Here is an 18,834-nt window from a genome sequence, read left to right as displayed (position 1 = left end):
TTCAGGTGTGGTCGTTGAGTGTAGTGGGTTGTGCCGGCTGGCGCAGGGTGCCGTCGTCGGCGCAATCGCAGCGGTGGTATTCGCCGCTGTCGACGTTGTACAGGGTCATGGCGCCACCCCATACGCAGCCAGTGTCCAGGGCGATGACGTCGGGCTCGGTGACCTCACCCTGCAGAGCGGCCCAATGGCCAAAGATGATCTTCACGTGGCGTGAGCGGCGGTCCTTGTGCGCGTACCAGGCTTTGTAGCCTTTGGGCGCGCTACCCAGGCCTTCCTTGCTCTTGAGGTCGAGTTTGCCATCGGCCGTGCAGAAGCGCATGCGGGTGAAGTAGTTGGTGATGACCCGCAGGCGTTCGACGCCGGCGAGGTTCTTGCTCCACTTGTTCGGCTCGTTGCCATACATGCCGTCGAGGTACAGCTGCAGGCGGGTGTCGTCACGCAGCACTTCCTCGACCTCGGCGGCGAGTTCCAGGGCTTTGCCAAGGGTCCATTGTGGCGGTATGCCGGCGTGAACCAGGGCGATGCCGCGGGGCTCGTCGTAATGCAGCAGCTTTTGCTGGCGCAGCCAGTCGAACAGTTGGTCGGCGTCCGGCGCTTCGATGATCTCGCGCAGTGTGTCGCTTTTCTTGAGGCGCTCGACGTTGTGCCAGGCGGCCAGCAGGTGCAGGTCATGGTTGCCCAGCACGCAGACCAGTGAATGACGAATCGAGTACAGGAAGCGCAGGGTTTCCAGTGACTCGGGGCCGCGGTTGACCAGGTCGCCGACCAGCCACAGGCGGTCGACGGCGGGGTTGAAACTGACGCGATCGAGCAGGCATTTGAGCGGCTGCAGGCAGCCCTGCAGGTCACCGACGGCGTAGGTGGCCATCAGTGCAGCGCTCCGGGCACTGCCAGCCGGAAGGGGGCAATCTCGGCGTCGAAGCGCTTACCGTCCTCGGCGAACATCTGGTAGCTGCCCTGCATGGTGCCAACGCGGGTGCTGATGACGGCACCACTGCTGTAAGTGTGGCTCTGGCCAGGGTCGATGTTGGGTTGCTGGCCGACCACGCCGGCGCCGCGTACTTCCTCTACCTCGCCGTCACCGTTGGTGATCAGCCAGTGGCGCGACAGCAACTTGGCACTGAGCGAGCCGTTGTTCTGCACGGTAATGGTGTAGGCGAAAGCGAAGCGACTGTTTTCGGGGTCGGATTGTTCTTTCAGGTAGCGGGTCACGACGCTGACGTCGATTTGATAGCGGGGGTCGGACATGCAAGGGCCTTGGGCGAACTGACGCAATAATGCAGTCTAGGCCATTGGGAGGGGGGAGGGCCAGCGGTGATCGGGCTTGGGGGTGTGTTGTCTGTGCCGGCCTCTTCGCGGGTAAACCCGCTCCTACAAGGGGTCGCACAGGATTTGAGGGTTGTGCGATCCCTTGTGGCCCGCGAAGAGGCCGGTACGGGCTAAATCAGGCTTGTTGCTGATCCGCCAGTTGGTCAGCCAGGCGCACGAAGGCTGCCAGGTCGAGCTGTTCAGGGCGCAGGCTGCCATCAACGCCAGCAGCCTCGATGGCGGCGCTGTCCAGCAGGCCTTTCATGGTGTTGCGCAGGGTCTTGCGGCGCTGGTTGAACGCTTCGCGAACGACACGCTCCAGCAGCAGGTGGTCCTTGGCCGGGAACGGCAGCACTTCGTGCGGCACCAGGCGGACGATTGCCGAATCCACTTTCGGAGGTGGGTTGAAGGCACCAGGGCCGACATTGAACAGGTGCTCCACGCGGCAGTGGTACTGCACCATGATCGACAAGCGCCCCCAGTCACCGCCGCCAGGGCCGGCGGCCATGCGCTCGACCACTTCCTTCTGCAGCATGAAATGCATGTCGCGGATCAGCCCGGCGTGGCTGAGCAGGTGGAAGATCAGCGGGGTGGAGATGTTGTAGGGCAGGTTGCCAACCACCTTGAGGCTGCGTGGCGGCACACCCAACTGGTTGAAGTCGAACTTGAGGGCGTCACCCTGGTGCAGGCGGAAGTTGCTGCGATCGGCGAACTTGTGCTGCAGGATCGGCACCAGGTCTTTGTCCAGCTCCACCACGTCCAGCTGTGCGCCACTGCCCAGCAGGCCTTCGGTCAGGGCGCCCTGGCCCGGGCCGATTTCCAGCAGGTGTTCGCCGGCCTTGGCGTTGATGGCACGCAGGATGCGGTCGATGATACCGGCGTCGTGCAGGAAGTTCTGGCCGAAGCGCTTGCGCGCCCGGTGTTGGTATTGCTCGTTCATGGTCGGTTCTCGGCCATCTGGTAGGCGGTTTCCAGTGCGACGCGCAGGCTGCCGGTGTCGACTTTGCCAGTGCCGGCCAGGTCCAGGGCGGTGCCGTGGTCAACCGACGTGCGGATGATCGGCAGGCCCAGGGTCACGTTCACTGCTGCGCCGAAGCCTTTGTACTTGAGTACGGGAAGGCCCTGGTCGTGGTACATCGCCAGCACCGCATCGCAGTGCTCCAGATATTTGGGGGTAAACAGGGTATCGGCCGGCAGCGGCCCGCGCAGGTCCATGCCTTCGGTGCGCAGGCGGGCCAGGGTCGGCTCGATGATGTCGATTTCTTCGCGGCCCAGGTGGCCGCCTTCGCCCGCATGCGGGTTGAGGCCGCACACGAGGATACGCGGGTTGGCAATGCCAAACTTGTCGCGCATGTCGGCATGCAGGATACGGGTTACACGTTCGACGCGCTCTGCAGTGATAGCGTCGGCAACATCACGCAGTGGCAGGTGCGTGGTCACCAGGGCCACGCGCAGGCCGCGGGTGGCCAGCATCATTACCACTTGTGCGGTGCGGGTCAGTTCGGCAAGGAATTCGGTATGCCCGGAAAAGGCGATACCGCTTTCGTTGATCACACCCTTGTGCACCGGGGCCGTGATCATCCCGGCGAAGTGCCCGTCCAGGCAGCCTTGCCCGGCGCGGGTCAGGGTTTCCAGCACGAACGCTGCGTTGGCCTTGTCGAGCTGGCCTGGCACCACCGGGGCCGCCAAGGGGGTATCCCAGACGTACAGGCTACCTGCGGGTGCCGGGAGGTCAGGCCATTGGCCCGGGGCTACCGGCAGCAGGCTGACGGCCAGCCCCAGCTGCGTGGCCCGCTCGGCGAGCAGGTCACGGCTGGTGATGGCGATCAGGGGGTGGGGCTGGGCGTCTGCGGCGAGCAGCAGGCACAGGTCGGGGCCTATGCCGGCCGGCTCGCCGGGGGTGACGGCGAAGCGCAGGGGCTTCACTGGGCGGCCTGGTCAGCGCCAGGCAGCTTGATTTCAACGTAGGCTTCGTCGCGGATCTGGCGCAGCCAGGTTTGCAGCTCTTCGTCATACTTGCGGTTGCGCAGTACGCTCAGGGCCTGCTGTTCGCGAGCTTGCTCGGTGCTGTCGGTGGCGCGGCGGCCCAGCACTTCCAGAACGTGCCAGCCGTACTGGGTCTTGAACGGTTTGGTCACTACGCCTTGCTGGGCATTGGCCATCTGTTCACGGAACTCCGGTACCAGGCTGTTCGGATCGACCCAGTTGAGGTCGCCGCCGTTGAGTGCCGAACCCGGGTCTTCCGAGAAGCTCTTGGCCAGTTCGCCGAAGTCTTCGCCGTTCTTGATCCGATCATAAAGGCGCTCGGCCAGCTGCTCGGTGGCCGCCTCGCTGCGGATCTCGCTTGGCTTGATCAGGATGTGGCGTACATGCACTTCGTCGCGCAGCACGTTCTCGCTGCCGCCGCGCTTCTCCTCGAGCTTGAGGATGATGAAGCCGTTGGGGATGCGAATAGGCTGGGTAATTTCGCCCACTGGCATGCTGCTGAGCATCTTGGCGAAGTCGGGTGGCAGCTGACCGGCTTTACGCCAGCCCATCTCGCCGCCTTCCAGGGCGTTTTCGCTGGCCGAGTTGGCAATCGCCATCTGGCCGAAGTCGGCACCCTGGCGCAGTTGCTGGTACACGTCACCGACCTTGCGCGCAGCCTTCTGGATATCGTCCGAGTTGGCGGCTTCCGGGGTCGGGATGAGGATGTTGGCCAGGCGGTACTCTTCCGACATCTGCATCTTGCCCAGGTCCGAGGCCAGGAAGTTCTTCACTTCCTGCTCGGACACCTGAATGCGCTCGGCAACGCGGCGTTGGCGCACGCGGCTGATGATCATCTCGCGCTTGACCTGCTCGCGAGCGTCGTCGAACGACAGGCCGTCACGGGCCAGCGCCGCGCGGAACTGGTCCAGCGACATGCCATTGCGCTGGGCAATGGTGCCAATGGCCTGGTTCAGCTCTTCGTCGGTGATGCGGATACCAGAGCGCTCGCCGATCTGCAGCTGCAGGTTCTCGACGATCAGGCGTTCCAGGACCTGCTGTTCCAGGGCGCTGGTCGGCGGCACGCCGCCGCCGCGCTTGGCGATGGTTTGCTGGACCTCATGGACACGCTGGTCCAGCTGGCTTTGCATGACCACGTCGTTGTCGACGATAGCCACCACGCGATCAAGAGGTTGCACCGCGGCATGCACCGCGCCACTCAGCAAAGCGACGCCCAGCAACACTGGGCGCAGACGATCAATAAGCTTGGTCTTCACGTTCACGGTAACCTTGAATGCCTTGGTCGAGGAAAGACTCGACCTTGTTGCCAACTACGCCGCCGAGGCCTTTCAGGACGATCTGAAGGAAGACACCGTGGTCGCCTTTTTCGTTCTGTGGAAGGGCCTGGCTGAAATCGTCGTAGTCGATCCAGTAACGGTTGATCAGGCGCAGCTTCCAGCAGCAGTTGTCGTATTCGAAACCACCCATGGCTTCCAGGGTACGGTTGCGGTTGTAGTCATGCTGCCAGCGGGCGATTACGTTCCACTGCGGCACGATCGGCCAGATGACCGAGAAGTCGTGCTGCTGGATCTTGTAGTAATCCTTGATGTAGTTCGGATCGCCCGGGGTGCCATAGTCACCGCCGCCCACTTTCCAGGTACCCGTGGTCGAGTCGTAGGCAATGGTGTCGTTACGGTAGCGATAGCCGAGGTTGACGATCTTGTTCGGGTTGTCTTCAGGCTGGTAGTGGAACATCGCGCTGCCCGAGCGGGTGCTGCGGCTGTCCGGGTCCCAGTTGAAGTCCGAATTGAAGCGCCAGTCGCGGTTGAAGTAGTAGTTGTACACCAGAGCGTATGGCGATACATCGGACTGCGCGTCCTTGCGGGTGCGGTAGTCGATGCCTGGCAGCTGGACCTTGCGGTCCTTGAAGTAGTAAGCCTGGCCGATGCTGAAGTTCTGACGCTCGAAGCCGTTCTCCTCGATCCAGCGGGTGGTCACGCCCAGCGACAGCTTGTTCTCGTCGCCGATGCGGTCGGTACCGCTGAAACGGTTGTCACGGAACAGCGAGTCGTAGCTGAACAGGGTTTCACCCGTGTCGAACAGCGGGATGTCCATCTGGTCCTTGTACGGGACATAGAGGTAGAACATGCGCGGTTCGAGGGTCTGGCGGTAGTTGGTGCCGAACAACGAGGTGTTGCGGTCGAAATACAGGCCGCTGTCGACGCTGAAAATCGGGATATCGCGGTTCAGGTTGCTTTTGTAGTCGCCGAACACGTCCAGTGTGTCTGCGTTCGCGCCTGCAATGTCGCTCTTGCCCTTGCTATCCAGGTCAAGGTCGTAATGGGTATACATGTACTTCAGCTTCGGCGTGATGTAGCCGTAGCTGGCCTCCATCGGCAGGCTGATGGACGGGGCGACGTTCAGGCGGGTACCGTTGGCACGCGCTACACCGAAGATGTTTTCGTCAAGACGACGACCGGGTACGCCGGCGCTGGCGTCTGGATTGCCATCTTCGTCCAGAACGAAATCGTCCTTCAGGTCACGATCAAAGCGAACAGCTTCAGTCTCGTACCCAAGGTTCAAACCGCCAGGCTGGAACGGCAGCGTACCGTTCAGGGTCAGCTGCGGCAGGCGATCATACGGCGTGATCTGCGAGATGGTCGCCATCTCGTAGGCATGCACATTCAACCGCGCGGTGTAGCTGTCGCCTCGGTAGGTCAACGCACCCTGCTGGTTCAGCAGGTCGCGGCTTTCCACGCCAATCTGGTCGGATTCCAGGTCCTGGAAGTAGAACGGGTCGCTGATGTCGGTGTAGTCCACCTCGGTCATCAGGCGTTCATCCAGGCCACCCTTGTGCTGCCAGTTGACCATCCAGCGCTGATCTTTGTAATCAGTCTGATCTTTGCGGTCGTCGTTCTTGTCGTTCAAGTAGGCGCCGCCGAACTGGCCTTCGCTGGAAGGTGTCAGGTAGCGGAACTCGCCTTCCATCAGCAGGCCGCGCTTGGCCATGTAACGCGGGTACAACGTGGCGTCGTAGTTAGGCGCCAGGTTGAAGTAGTACGGCGTGACCAGCATGAAGCCGGTGTCGCTGCTGGTGCTGAACGAGGGCGGCAGGAAACCGGACTGGCGACGGTCGTCAATCGGGAAGTAGATGTACGGTGTATAGAACACCGGGAAATCCTTGACCCGAAGCGTAACGTTGGTCGCAGTACCGAAACCGGTGGCCGGGTTCAGGGTGATGTTGTTGCCCTTCAGCTGCCAGGCGTTGCTGCCCGGTTCGCAGGTGGTGTACGTACCGTCCTTGAGGCGGATGATGGCGTTTTCGCCACGCTTGGCGTAAAGGGCACTGCCGCGGATGTGCGACTTGTGCATCACGTATTCGGCGTTGTCGACCTGGGCTTCGCCAGTGTCGAGCTGGATCTGGGCCTCGTCACCGACCACCAGGGAACCGTTGTCACGGATCTTGACGTTGCCCTTGAGCTCGCCACGGTTTTCGGCCTGGTAGAGGTTGGCCTCGTCGGCTTCGGCCTGCATGCTGCCCTGGCGCATCACCACGTCACCGGCGAGGGTGGCGATCTGCTGCTCCTGCTGGTACTTGGATACCTTGGCATTGATGTAGGTCGGCGACTCGTCCTTCGGCGTGGTGTCGGCCATGCCCGGGCGGGTTGGCTCGATATACGCGCCACCGCAGTACGGGCCGGTTTCAGCCAGCTGCGCGGCGGTGAGCTTTTCACGCGGCACCCAGTCCAGGTGGCTGTAGTCTTCGCTGCGCGACTTCAGACCACGGCCCTTGGCCTCGGTAACCAGCACGGGCCGGTCCGCAGTTTCGGCTTCGCCCGCCGCTTCGGTGCCGGAGCTGACGGCTGCACCTTCGTGCACCGGGCGCGGTGGCAAGTTGTTGACTGGGGTTTTGGGCTTGCAGTCCCAACCACCGGCGGCGGACACTTGGCAGTCGAACTGTTCGGCTGCCACTACGTATGAGGTGGCCAGAGGTTGCAGGGCCAGCAGACCGCCGGTTACCAGCAACGGAAACTTTCTACGAAACGCGGGGGATTTCAATGCCATCTTATTAGTCCGGGCTTCCTGCGTGCCATCTGCCCGCGTGTGGGGCCGCACGCCTCTCGATGGTCTGAAAAAGATGCTGGATAATAAAGCATGACCCGCTTGACGGCTAGGGCCGTCGGAGACCCTTGCAATGCCTGAACACGATGTACGCCTGCAACAACTGACGGTCTGGCTCGATGAGCAGCTCAATGATCTTTTCCGTGACAACGCCTGGGGCGAGGTGCCTGCAGGCAGCCTGACCGCTGCCAGCAGCGACGCCAGCTTCCGCCGCTATTTCCGCTGGCAGGGCGCTGGCCACAGTTTCGTGATCATGGATGCGCCCCCCCCGCAGGAGAACTGCCGACCGTTCGTCGCCATCGACCACCTGCTGGCCAGCGCTGACGTACATGTGCCGCTGATCCACGGCCAGGACCTGGAACGCGGCTTTTTGCTGCTTGGGGATCTGGGCACTCAGACATACCTTGACATCATCAATGCCGACAACGCCGATGGCCTGTTCGCCGACGCCATCGATGCCCTTCTGAAGTTCCAGCGTTTGCCAATGGACGCGCCGCTGCCCAGCTACGACGACGCCCTGCTGCGCCGTGAAGTGGAACTGTTCCCCGAATGGTACGTGGGGCGTGAGCTGGGCCTGACCTTCACCGATGCACAGAAGGCCACCTGGCAGCGCGTCAGCCAGTTGCTGATCGACAGCGCCCTGGCGCAGCCCAAGGTGCTGGTACACCGTGACTACATGCCGCGCAACCTGATGCAGAGCACCCCCAACCCTGGTGTGCTGGACTTTCAGGATGCGGTATACGGCCCGGTCACCTACGACATTACCTGCCTGTTCAAGGACGCCTTTGTCAGCTGGCCGCAGGCGCGGGTCGAAGGTTGGCTGGGCGACTACTGGCAGCAGGCGCAGGCGGCTGGCATCCCGGTGCACGCCGAGTTCGAAGCCTTCCACCGCGCCAGTGACCTGATGGGCGTGCAGCGGCACCTGAAGGTGATCGGCATCTTTGCCCGCATCTGCCACCGCGACGGCAAGCCGCGTTACCTGGGCGACGTGCCGCGTTTCTTCGCCTATATAAATGAAGTGATCGGTCGCCGGCCCGAATTGGCGGAGCTGGGTGAACTGATTGCCGAGTTGCAGGCCGGAGCGCGTGCATGAAGGCCATGATCCTGGCTGCGGGGAAGGGCGAGCGCATGCGCCCGCTGACCCTGCACACCCCAAAACCGTTGGTCCCGGTCGCCGGCCAGCCGCTGATCGAGTACCACTTGCGCGCCCTGGCGGCAGCGGGCGTGACCGAAGTGGTGATCAACCATGCCTGGCTTGGCCAGCAGATCGAAGACCATCTGGGCGACGGTAGCCGCTTCGGCCTGAGCATTCGCTATTCACCTGAAGGTGAACCGCTGGAAACCGGCGGCGGCATCTTCAAGGCCCTGCCTTTGTTGGGTGATGCGCCGTTCCTGCTGGTGAATGGCGATGTGTGGACCGACTACGACTTCGCGCGTTTGCAGGCTCCCCTGCAAGGCCTGGCTCACCTGGTACTGGTCGACAACCCTGGCCATCACGGCCGTGGTGACTTCCGCCTGGTGGGCGAGCAGGTCGTTGACGGCGATGACGCGCCCGGCACGCTGACCTTCAGCGGCATTTCCGTGCTGCACCCGGCGCTGTTCGAAGGTTGCCAGGCGGGTGCCTTCAAACTGGCACCGTTGCTGCGCCAGGCGATGGCGGCCGGCAAGGTATCTGGCGAACACTACCGTGGGCACTGGGTGGATGTTGGCACGCTTGAACGCCTGGCCGAGGCTGAGTCTCTGATTGGCGAGCGCGCCTGACATGTGGTGGCCAGGCACGGTGATAGGCGTGGGTGCCGGCTTTGCCGTTGCGAGCATACCGGGTGCCTTGCTCGGTGCGTTGCTTGGGCAGGCCATCGACCGCCGGCTGCGCTTGCAAGGCTGGGAAGACATGCGCGAACGCCTGGGTGGGCGCCCTGCATTACGCGACGACGAGTTGTTGTTCGTGATGCTCGGGCGCCTGGCCAAGTGCGATGGCCGGGTAGCCGAGCAGCATATCCAGCAGGCGCGTCAGGAGATGGTGCGCCTGGACCTGGCCGAGGCAGCCCGGTTGCGCGCCATCAATGCGTTCAACCGTGGCAAGGCGGGCAAGGACCGGCTTGGCGGGCACCTGCGGCGCATCAGTCAGCAGCCCCACGCGGCGGAAGGTACCTTGCGGGCCTGTTGGCGCATGGTCTGGGCTGACGGCAAGATGGGCAACAAGGAGCGTGAGTTGCTGCTGGACTGGGGGCAGAAGCTGGGCATGAGCCGGCGCCAGGTGCAGGCCATGTCCCTGGAGTACGAGCCGCGCAAGGCCACGGGAGCAGAAAGCGTGCCCATGACCTACGCGGCAGCGTTGCGCTTGCTGGCGGTGGACGCAGACACCGACACCGATAAGGTCAAGCAGGCGTATCGTCGGCTTGTCAGCCGGCATCACCCGGACAAGCTGGCAGGTACCGGTGCCAGCGAGGCGCAGGTGCGTGAAGCAACCGCGCGTACCCGTGAGTTGCACCAGGCCTATGCCATGATCCGCAAGCGGCGCGGCCTTTGACGCCCCGCCACAGGGATCAAGCCTGACTCAGCCCTGAGGGCTCATCCACCCCCGCACCCGGCGGAACAATTGCTCTTGTTCCGCCGCTTTGTTTGCTGGCATGGCAATCAATGACAATTGTCGGTACTGGCTATCCTTCTGCCGTTTGCTGGCCTGCAGCCGTTGCTGGGCTGCGTTGCGGTCAGCGCTGCGGGTGGCGTAGTAGATATCGGCCGTGGGTACCTTCAAGGTTGGGGCCAGGCTTTCCAGGTCCTGCTCCACCCGTGCAGGGGTCTGTGCAGCGACCATCACCAGTTTTTGTACCTGTGGTGGCTGCTTCTCGCTCAGGTAGCGCGCCGCCCAATACGCACCGCTACCATGGCCGATCAGTACGATGCTGCGGGCGTTGTGTTGCTGGGCGAACGCCACGGCGGCATCCAGGCGGGCGAAGATGCGTTCGGCATCTGCCGGGTCGGCCTGCTCGCTGGCTTGTTCGGCATCGGTGCTTTCTGCTGTGTCGGCATCGGCTGCGGTGGCTTGGGCCACGTTGGCGTTGGCGTCGGCCGGCACGTCCTTGGCCGGTGCGCTTTCGCCTTTGTCTGGCGCAGGCGCTGCCGGTGGTGTGGCTTCGACCCGCGCTTGCGGGCTGTCTGCGAGCAGGTCGGGCAGGCTGACGCTCAGGCTGTGCCAGCCGATATCAGGGAATTTTTGCCGCAGTGGGCCGACTGCATTTGGCCAGTCGGCCGTTTCGCCTGCACCAGGGACAATGATCACCGCCCCTTGCGGATCGTTGTCGTTGGCCGGCTTCCACAGGGCCAGGAAGCTGTCGGCACCGGTCTGCAGGGTCTGCTGCTCAGCCTTGGGCAGCAGCCGTTCCAGCGCCAGTGCATCCTCCTGGCTGCGTTCCAGCAAGGGTGGGCGTGGGGCCTCGGCAGCCGGTGCCATGGCATTTGCAGGTGGTTTTTCGACATCGGCGGCCAGGGCGCCGAGTGGAAGGACCGAGGCCAGGCAGCACATTGCCAGCGTCGTGCGATAAAGTGTGGACATGAGTCAACCCAAGGCCAGAATGAAACCGGCAGCCTAATAGTATTTGCCCGTGACGGCCATGCTGCATGGCCGTCTTTGCCAAGTCGAGCGTATAGATGAAGCGAGTGCGTCGCCTGTTGGTTATCGGCTGCTTGTGGCTGCCCTTGATTGCCTGGGCCAAGCCCGAGGCGCTGCCCTCTGTGGTGCTGGAGCCTGACCAGCAGCAGTGGCTGGACACCCACCGCAGCCTGCGTGTCGGCCTGGTGTTGCAGGCGCCCTACGCCCAGTTCGACCGGCGTCTGCAGCAACTGTATGGGGCCAATGTGGAGCTGGTGAACAGCCTGGCGCAGGCGCTGCGGCTGGACCTCACCTGGCGTAACTTCACTGACCAGGCCAGTTTGGAACATGCCCTGCAGAGCGGCGAAATCGACTTCGCCCCTGGCCTTACCCAGACGCCGGCCAGCCTGCGCCTGTGGCTATTCAGCGACCCGTACATGCGCGTGCCACAGCTGGTGGTGGGGCCGCGCACCGGGGCCATGGCCGTGGAACTGGAAAAGCTTGAAGCCGAGCAACGCGTCGCGGTGCGCATGCCCAGCCCGCTGGCGGATTACCTGCGCGGCAACTACGGCAACCTCAACCTGCAGGGGGTGCCCGACGATCGTGAGGCCTTGCAACTGGTGGTAGGTGGCCAGGCCAGTTTCGCCGTGCTGGATGAAGCGCAGCTCAGCCGCCTGTCGCGCGAGAGCGAGTTCGGTGAGCTGGCGGTGGTCGGCGATATTGGCCTGCCGCAACTGTTGCGTATCGGTTCGCGGCGCGACTGGCCGATGCTGGCCGATGTACTTGAACGTGGCTTGCAGGCCGTGCCGGCCAAGGAGCTGGAGCAACTGCATCAGCGCTGGTTGCAGCCGAAATACCCGCGCCTGAGCGAGTCGCCGGGCTTCTGGCAGAACATGGCCTTGTTGTTCGGTCTGTTGCTGTTGTGTGCCTTGGCCACGCTGGTGTGGCAACGCCGTCAGCAGCGCCAGCTGGAGCGCAGCCTGCTGGCCGCGCGAGAAAGCCTTGTTGAACGCCAGGTGCGCGAAGAGGCGTTGCGTCTGAGCCAGTTCGCCATCGACCAGAGCACCGTGGGTATCCTCTGGGTCAACTGGGACAGCCATGTGCGTTACGCCAACCATGCCGCCGAGCGCATGTTGGGCTACAGCGAAGGGGCGTTGCTGGAGCGGCCGCTGAGCGACTTCGAGCCAAGCCTGAACATGGACCGTTGGCTAGAGCTGTGGAAGGGTGCGCGGACAGGGGCGGGGGGTGTCGGTCAGTTTGAGACGCAATGCCGGCGGGCTGATCAAAGCTTGCTACCCGTGGAGCTGTCGCTGAGCTTTCTGCGCTTTCGTGATTCCGAATATCTGGTGGTCTACCTCGCCGATGTCACCGAGCGCCACCGTGCCTTGGCGGCCCTTCGCGAAAGCGAGGCGCGGCTTAAGGGCATTGCTGGCAACGTACCAGGGTTGGTGTTTCGCCTGGAGCGTGACCCGGCCGAGGGCGATCTGGAGTTCCCCTATATCAGTGAGGGTAGCGAGGCTTTGGTGGGTTATGCACCCAGCGAGATCCAGCACCCGCAGATGGGCCTGCGCAACCTGGTGCACCCCGAGGACCGTGCTGATTATCACAGGGTGCAGGACCTGGCCCTGGCCAGCGACCAGGACTGGTCCTGGCAGGGGCGCATCCTCACCCGGCAGGGCGAACAGCGCTGGGCCGATATCAAGGCCAGCGCCCGGCATCTGGGCAACGGCCAGGTAGTGTGGGACGGTGTAGTCTGGGACATCACACAGGGCAAGCGGGCCGAGCTGGCGCTGGCGAAGTCCCAGGAGCAGCTGCGCGAACTCTCGGCCCACCTGGAGAGCGTGCGTGAAGAGGAAAAAGCCCGTATCGCCCGGGAAGTGCATGATGAACTGGGGCAGATGCTGACCGTGCTCAAGCTGGAAGTGTCGATGTGCGAGCTGGCCTATGCCGAGCTGGACCCTGGCCTGAATGATCGCCTGGCGAGCATGAAACGCCTGATCGCCCAGTTGTTCCAGTTGGTACGCGATGTCGCCACTGCCTTGCGTCCGCCGATCCTCGATGCCGGCATTGCCTCGGCCATCGAATGGCAGGCGCGGCGTTTCGAGGCACGTACGCAAATCCCCTGTCTGGTGCAAGTACCCGATAATCTGCCAGCATTGAGTGATGCCAAGGCCACCGGGCTGTTTCGTATCCTCCAGGAGGCGCTGACCAATGTGATGCGTCACGCCCAGGCGCACAGCGTAGAGATTGAGCTGGTACGTGAGGGCGGACAGTTGCGCATGACGGTCAGTGATGATGGCCAAGGCTTTTGCCGCGAGCAGACCCGGCCCACCTCATTTGGCCTGGTGGGTGTGCGCGAGCGGGTGCTGATGCTGGGGGGGAGCATGACGCTGGAAAGCGAGCCGGGCGAAGGCACCAGCCTGAGTGTGGCCATTCCGTTGGAGTAGGAGAGCAATCGTGATTCGAGTACTGGTGGCCGAAGACCACACCATTGTCCGTGAAGGCATCAAGCAGTTGATTGGCCTGGCCAAGGACATGCAAGTGGCGGGGGAGGCCGGTAATGGCGAGCAGTTGCTCGAAACCCTGCGCCACACACCGTGCGAGGTGGTACTGCTGGACATCTCGATGCCGGGTGTGAACGGCCTGGAGGCGATCCCGCGTATCCGTGCGCTGCACGATGCTCCAGCGATCCTGATGTTGTCGATGCACGATGAGGCACAGATGGCGGCGCGGGCGCTGAAGGCCGGTGCGGCGGGCTATGCCACCAAAGACAGTGATCCGGCGTTGTTGTTGACAGCGATTCGTCGGGTGGCCGGTGGCGGGCGTTATATTGACCCGTCGCTGGCCGACCGCATGGTGTTCGAAGTAGGCCTCACCGAATCCCGGCCGTTGCACACACTGCTCTCGGAGCGGGAGTTTTCGGTGTTCGAGCGCCTGGCCCAAGGCGCCAACGTCAACGACATCGCCCAACAGTTGGCGCTGTCGAGCAAGACCATCAGCACCCACAAGGCGCGCCTGATGCAGAAGTTGAAAGTGAACTCGCTGGCGGAGCTGGTGAAGTACGCCATGGAGCACAAGCTGATCTGATTGCGACATACGGGTGCCCGAAACTTGCCGAAGCCTATGTGGGAGCGGGCATGCCCGCGAACGGGCCTGGCCTGCTGATCTCTATGGCTGAGCCGGCCTCTTCGCGGGCATGCCCGCTCCCACAGGTTCGTGGTTGGCTCGCAAGGGCATTCCAATCCCGCCATCGTTGTAGGGCGATCCCTACAACAAATCTTCCATCCGGATGATGGCATTCTCTCAGTACCCCCGATTTTCGGGCGCTTGCGTCTCTTCTACTCTTTTGCCTACGCAGTCATCCAACAAGAAGGTGCAGGCATGAGCGAGGCGAAGTCGAACGCTGCAACCGGCGAAACGCTGGTCAGCTTCCGTGGTGTGCAGAAGAGCTACGACGGCGAGTCGCTGATCGTCAAAGACCTCAACCTGGATATCCGCAAGGGCGAGTTCCTCACCCTGCTTGGCCCGTCCGGCTCGGGCAAGACCACCAGCCTGATGATGCTGGCGGGCTTCGAAACGCCCACCGCCGGTGAAATCCAGCTTGGCGGGCGCTCGATCAACAACGTGCCGCCGCACAAGCGTGATATCGGCATGGTGTTCCAGAACTACGCGCTGTTTCCGCACATGACCGTGGCTGAGAACCTGGCCTTTCCGCTGACCGTGCGCAACCTGAGCAAGACCGACATCAGCGAGCGGGTCAAACGCGTGCTGAACATGGTGCAGCTCGACGCTTTCGCCAAACGCTACCCCGGCCAGCTGTCTGGCGGCCAGCAGCAGCGTGTGGCGCTGGCCCGGGCATTGGTGTTCGAGCCACAACTGGTACTGATGGACGAGCCACTTGGCGCGCTGGACAAGCAGCTGCGCGAACACATGCAGATGGAGATCAAGCACATTCACCAGCGTCTTGGTGTGACCGTGGTGTACGTGACCCACGACCAGGGCGAAGCGCTGACCATGTCCGACCGCGTGGCGGTGTTCCACCAGGGCGAAATCCAGCAGATCGCCGACCCGCGCACGCTGTACGAAGAGCCCTGCAACACCTTCGTCGCCAACTTCATCGGCGAGAACAACCGCATCAGCGGCACCCTGCTGGCCAGCGATGGCAAACGTTGCCAGGTGCAGTTGCCTCGCGGCGAGCGGGTCGAGGCGCTGGCGGTGAATGTCGGCCAGGCCGGCGAGCCGGTGACCCTGTCGATACGCCCGGAGCGCGTGCGCCTGAACGGCCACAGTGAAAGCTGCGTGAACCGGTTCTCTGGCCGGGTGGCCGAATTCATTTACCTGGGCGACCACGTGCGGGTGCGTCTGGAGGTTTGCGGCAAAGGCGACTTCTTCGTGAAGCAGCCGATTGCCGAGCTCGACCCGGCGTTGGCCGTGGGCGATGTAGTACCGCTGGGCTGGGAGGTGGAGCACGCCCGCGCGCTCGATCCGATTGCCGAAGCCCATTGATGGATTGCTTCACCAACCCTGTACTGTGGAGAGAATAATAATGCGCAAGCAGTTGAAACTGACCGCCCTGGCTTTGGGGCTGTTCACCGCTGGCCAGGCCATGGCCGCAGACCTCACCGTGATCTCGTTCGGCGGCGCCAACAAGGCTGCCCAGGTCAAAGCGTTCTACGAACCCTGGGAAAAAGCGGGTAATGGCAAGATTGTCGCGGGTGAGTACAACGGCGAAATGGCCAAGGTCAAGGCAATGGTCGACACCAAGAGTGTGTCGTGGAACCTGGTAGAGGTTGAGTCGCCAGAGCTGGCGCGCGGTTGCGACGAAGGCATGTTCGAAGAGCTCGACCCGGCCCTGTTCGGCAACGAGGAAGACTACGTGCCTGGTGCCATTCAGCCTTGCGGTGTGGGCTTCTTCGTCTGGTCCACGGTCATGGCCTACAACGCCGACAAGCTCAAGACCGCCCCCACCAGCTGGGCCGATTTCTGGGACACCAAGCAGTTCCCGGGCAAGCGCGGCCTGCGCAAGGGCGCCAAGTACACGATGGAATTTGCACTGATGGCCGACGGTGTTGCGCCCAAGGACGTCTACAAAGTGCTGGCAACCAAGGAAGGCCAGGACCGCGCCTTCAAGAAACTCGACGAACTCAAGCCCAGCATCCAGTGGTGGGAAGCGGGTGCACAGCCACCGCAGTTCCTGGCCTCTGGCGACGTGGTCATGAGCTCTGCCTACAACGGCCGTATCGCCGCTGTGCAGAAAGAGAGCAACCTCAAGGTGGTGTGGAACGGCGGCATCTACGACTTCGATGCATGGGCAATACCCAAAGGCGCCAAAAACGTCGAAGAGGCGAAGAAGTTCATCGCCTACAGCGTCAAGCCCGAGCAGCAGAAGATCTACTCCGAAAACATCGCCTATGGCCCGGCCAACTCCAAGGCCGTGAGCCTGCTGTCGGACGAAGTGAAGAAAGACATGCCGACCACGCCTGAGAACATTGCCAACCAGGTGCAGATCGACGTGGCGTTCTGGGCCGACAACAGCGAGCAGCTGGAGCAACGCTTCAACGCCTGGGCGGCGAAGAAGTAAACGTCCAGTGTGTGGGGCCGCAAAGCGGCCCCCAATTCAGCCTGTATTGCGGAGTTCGCCATGGCCATTGCAGTGCCCCTCAACGAAGGCGCAGGTCCAAGTCTCAAGCAGCGCCTCAAACACGCCGAGCGGGTCAACCGCTGGAAGGCGCAGGCGTTGATCGCGCCGCTGGCGCTGTTTCTTCTGCTGGTGTTCCTGGTGCCGATTGCGGCGCTGCTGTACAAGAGCGTCGGCAACCCTGAAGTGGTCGGCGGCCTGCCGCGCACGGTGGAAATCATCAGCCAGTGGGATGGCAAAAGCCTGCCAGGCGAGGACGTTTACAAGGCGTTGAGCCAGGATTTGGCCGAGTCGCGCAAGAACCAGACCCTTGGTGACCTTTCCAAACGCTTGAACATGGAGCTGGCCGGTTACCGCAGCTTGTTGACCAAGACTGCCCGTGCGCTGCCCTTCAAGGCTGAGCCTGCCTCTTATAAAGAGGCGTTGCAGGCTGTCGACGAGCGTTGGGGCGACCCGGCTTATTGGCAGGCGATACGCCGCAATACCAGCTCGGTGACTTCTTTCTACCTGCTGGCCTCGGTGGATCATCGCATCGATGACCTTGGTGAGCTGGCCAAGGCCACCCCGGACCAGGCCATTTACCTGGACATTTTTGTCCGTACCCTGTGGATGGGGGTGGTGATTACCACTATCTGCCTGGTACTGGCCTACCCACTGGCCTACTTGTTGGCGAACCTGCCGACCCGGCAGAGCAACCTGCTGATGATTCTGGTGCTGTTGCCCTTCTGGACATCGATCCTGGTACGAGTGGCGGCGTGGATCGTGCTGCTGCAGTCGGGCGGGCTGATCAACAGTGCGCTGATGGCCATGGGCATCATCGACCAGCCGCTGGAACTGGTGTTCAACCGCACAGGCGTCTACATCTCGATGGTGCACATCTTGCTGCCGTTCATGATCCTGCCGCTGTACAGCGTGATGAAGGGTATTTCCCCGAGCTACATGCGTGCGGCGATCTCGCTGGGCTGCCACCCGTTCGCCAGTTTCTGGCGGGTGTACTTCCCGCAGACTTACGCCGGTGTGGGCGCCGGTTGCCTGCTGGTGTTCATCCTTGCCATCGGTTACTACATCACCCCGGCGCTGCTGGGTAGTCCGAACGACCAGATGGTCAGCTACTTCGTCGCCTTCTACACCAACACCAGCATCAACTGGGGCATGGCCACCGCATTGGGCGGGCTGTTGCTGCTGGCGACCGTGCTGTTGTACCTGATCTATAGCTGGCTGGTCGGCGCCAGCCGTCTGCGCCTGAGCTGAGGAGCCTGTCATGCTGAGCCCATACATGTCGCCCGTGGAGCGGGTCTGGTTCTACAGCCTGCGTATTCTCTGCGGCTTGATCCTGCTGTTCCTGATCTTGCCAGTGCTGGTGATCGTGCCGCTGTCGTTCAACAGTGGCAGCTTCCTGGTGTACCCGCTGCAGGGCTTCTCGCTGCAGTGGTATCAGGACTTCTTCGGCTCGGCCGAATGGATGCGGGCGTTGAAAAACAGCATCATCGTTGCCCCAGCGGCCACGGTGCTGGCCATGGTGTTCGGCACCTTGGCGGCCATCGGCCTGACCCGGGGCGATTTCCCCGGCAAGTCGCTGGTGATGGCGCTGGTGATCTCGCCCATGGTGGTGCCGGTAGTGATCATCGGGGTGGCCAGTTACCTGTTCTTCGCCCCTCTGGGTATGGGCAACAGTTTCACCTCGCTGATTCTGGTGCATGCGGTGCTGGGGGTGCCGTTCGTCATCATTACCGTGTCGGCGACGCTGCAGGGGTTCAACTACAATCTGGTGCGTGCGGCGGCCAGCCTGGGCGCTTCACCTCTGCTGGCTTTCCGCCGGGTGACCCTGCCGCTGATTGCGCCCGGTGTCATCTCGGGAGCCCTGTTTGCCTTTGCCACCTCGTTTGACGAGGTGGTGGTGACGCTGTTCCTCGCCGGGCCGGAGCAGGCAACACTGCCGCGGCAGATGTTCAGCGGTATTCGCGAGAACCTGAGCCCGACCATTGCCGCGGCGGCGACCTTGCTGATTGCGTTCTCGGTGTTGTTGCTGCTGACCCTGGAGTGGTTGCGTGGGCGTAGCGAGAAGCTGAGGACTCAACAGCCGGCTTGATGATGGCTTGCCTGTACCGGCCTCTTCGCGGCTAAAGCCGGAAGAGGCCGGCACAGGTTGCGTTGGTCGACACCAATTGATACCAATCAGCCTTCATCGCTTTCCCTGAGTTACAATGCG

The 18,834-nt window shown here is 62.8% G+C and carries 16 protein-coding genes; 9 read left to right on the top strand and 7 right to left on the bottom strand.

Features of this window, described 5'->3' with window-relative positions:
• Position 1: 1 nt before the first annotated feature.
• The 6 genes from ACF8FB_RS23685 to ACF8FB_RS23660 all read right to left on the bottom strand — a co-directional run bounded on the left by ACF8FB_RS23685 (position 2) and on the right by ACF8FB_RS23660 (position 7,338).
• Positions 2–868: a symmetrical bis(5'-nucleosyl)-tetraphosphatase gene (locus ACF8FB_RS23685; RefSeq protein ID WP_004576191.1), complete on the bottom strand. Its 867-nt coding sequence runs from the start codon at positions 866–868 to the stop codon at positions 2–4.
• Positions 868–1,248, bottom strand: a complete 381-nt coding sequence (apaG, locus tag ACF8FB_RS23680; RefSeq protein WP_003255559.1) for a Co2+/Mg2+ efflux protein ApaG — start codon at positions 1,246–1,248, stop codon at positions 868–870. Before apaG ends, ACF8FB_RS23685 begins: the two co-directional genes overlap by 1 nt.
• Positions 1,249–1,444: 196 nt before the next feature.
• Positions 1,445–2,248 (bottom strand): 16S rRNA (adenine(1518)-N(6)/adenine(1519)-N(6))-dimethyltransferase RsmA, encoded by an 804-nt coding sequence (rsmA, locus tag ACF8FB_RS23675; RefSeq protein WP_003255558.1) that lies wholly within the window; start codon positions 2,246–2,248, stop codon positions 1,445–1,447.
• Entirely contained in the window at positions 2,245–3,234 is a 990-nt protein-coding gene (gene pdxA, locus ACF8FB_RS23670) for a 4-hydroxythreonine-4-phosphate dehydrogenase PdxA (protein ID WP_003255557.1), read from the bottom strand. Before pdxA ends, rsmA begins: the two co-directional genes overlap by 4 nt.
• Positions 3,231–4,550, bottom strand: a complete 1,320-nt coding sequence (gene surA / locus ACF8FB_RS23665) for a peptidylprolyl isomerase SurA (protein WP_010951743.1) — start codon at positions 4,548–4,550, stop codon at positions 3,231–3,233. The genes pdxA and surA overlap by 4 nt, the downstream gene beginning before the upstream one ends.
• Positions 4,531–7,338 (bottom strand): LPS-assembly protein LptD, encoded by a 2,808-nt coding sequence (locus ACF8FB_RS23660; protein WP_350298355.1) that lies wholly within the window; start codon positions 7,336–7,338, stop codon positions 4,531–4,533. The genes surA and ACF8FB_RS23660 overlap by 20 nt, the downstream gene beginning before the upstream one ends.
• A 130-nt stretch (positions 7,339–7,468) precedes the next feature.
• On the opposite strand from ACF8FB_RS23660, the gene ACF8FB_RS23655 reads away from it, so the two are divergent.
• Genes ACF8FB_RS23655 through ACF8FB_RS23645 form a run of 3 tightly spaced genes read left to right on the top strand, consistent with a single transcriptional unit; the run spans position 7,469 to position 9,925 of the window.
• The gene (locus tag ACF8FB_RS23655) at positions 7,469–8,488 is read left to right on the top strand and encodes an aminoglycoside phosphotransferase family protein (protein WP_392509577.1); all 1,020 of its coding nucleotides are present in this window, start codon (positions 7,469–7,471) and stop codon (positions 8,486–8,488) included.
• The gene (gene murU, locus ACF8FB_RS23650) at positions 8,485–9,156 is read left to right on the top strand and encodes an N-acetylmuramate alpha-1-phosphate uridylyltransferase MurU (protein ID WP_010951745.1); all 672 of its coding nucleotides are present in this window, start codon (positions 8,485–8,487) and stop codon (positions 9,154–9,156) included. The genes ACF8FB_RS23655 and murU overlap by 4 nt, the downstream gene beginning before the upstream one ends.
• Position 9,157: 1 nt before the next feature.
• On the top strand, positions 9,158–9,925 hold the full coding sequence (locus ACF8FB_RS23645; protein ID WP_010951746.1) for a TerB family tellurite resistance protein: 768 nt from the start codon (positions 9,158–9,160) through the stop codon (positions 9,923–9,925).
• 27 nt (positions 9,926–9,952) lie between these two features.
• Here the strand turns inward: ACF8FB_RS23645 and ACF8FB_RS23640 are convergent, their stop codons facing one another.
• Positions 9,953–10,951, bottom strand: a complete 999-nt coding sequence (locus ACF8FB_RS23640; RefSeq protein WP_392512145.1) for an alpha/beta hydrolase family protein — start codon at positions 10,949–10,951, stop codon at positions 9,953–9,955.
• Between the two features lie 95 nt (positions 10,952–11,046).
• Here ACF8FB_RS23640 and ACF8FB_RS23635 point away from each other — a divergent pair, with 95 nt between their 5' ends.
• The 6 genes from ACF8FB_RS23635 to ACF8FB_RS23610 all read left to right on the top strand — a co-directional run bounded on the left by ACF8FB_RS23635 (position 11,047) and on the right by ACF8FB_RS23610 (position 18,714).
• Positions 11,047–13,434, top strand: coding sequence for a PAS domain S-box protein (locus ACF8FB_RS23635; RefSeq protein WP_392512143.1), 2,388 nt, complete (start codon positions 11,047–11,049; stop codon positions 13,432–13,434).
• A 7-nt stretch (positions 13,435–13,441) separates the two neighbouring features.
• Positions 13,442–14,074, top strand: a complete 633-nt coding sequence (locus ACF8FB_RS23630) for a response regulator transcription factor (protein WP_172830947.1) — start codon at positions 13,442–13,444, stop codon at positions 14,072–14,074.
• A gap of 294 nt (positions 14,075–14,368) precedes the next feature.
• On the top strand, positions 14,369–15,493 hold the full coding sequence (locus ACF8FB_RS23625; RefSeq protein ID WP_003255547.1) for an ABC transporter ATP-binding protein: 1,125 nt from the start codon (positions 14,369–14,371) through the stop codon (positions 15,491–15,493).
• 40 nt (positions 15,494–15,533) lie between these two features.
• The gene (locus tag ACF8FB_RS23620; RefSeq protein WP_064491038.1) at positions 15,534–16,568 is read left to right on the top strand and encodes an ABC transporter substrate-binding protein; all 1,035 of its coding nucleotides are present in this window, start codon (positions 15,534–15,536) and stop codon (positions 16,566–16,568) included.
• 60 nt (positions 16,569–16,628) lie between these two features.
• A complete protein-coding gene (locus ACF8FB_RS23615; RefSeq protein WP_010951751.1) occupies positions 16,629–17,876 on the top strand; it encodes an ABC transporter permease in 1,248 nt (415 codons plus the stop codon).
• A 10-nt stretch (positions 17,877–17,886) separates the two neighbouring features.
• Positions 17,887–18,714: an ABC transporter permease gene (locus ACF8FB_RS23610; RefSeq protein ID WP_003255542.1), complete on the top strand. Its 828-nt coding sequence runs from the start codon at positions 17,887–17,889 to the stop codon at positions 18,712–18,714.
• Positions 18,715–18,834 lie beyond the last annotated feature (120 nt).

The organism is Pseudomonas sp. yb_2 (genome assembly GCF_043103905.1).
GTDB classification, from domain to species: Bacteria; Pseudomonadota; Gammaproteobacteria; order Pseudomonadales; family Pseudomonadaceae; genus Aquipseudomonas; species Aquipseudomonas alloputida.
The sequence above is the reverse complement of the archived record's forward strand: the minus strand, read 5'-3'. Positions and strand labels throughout refer to the sequence as shown.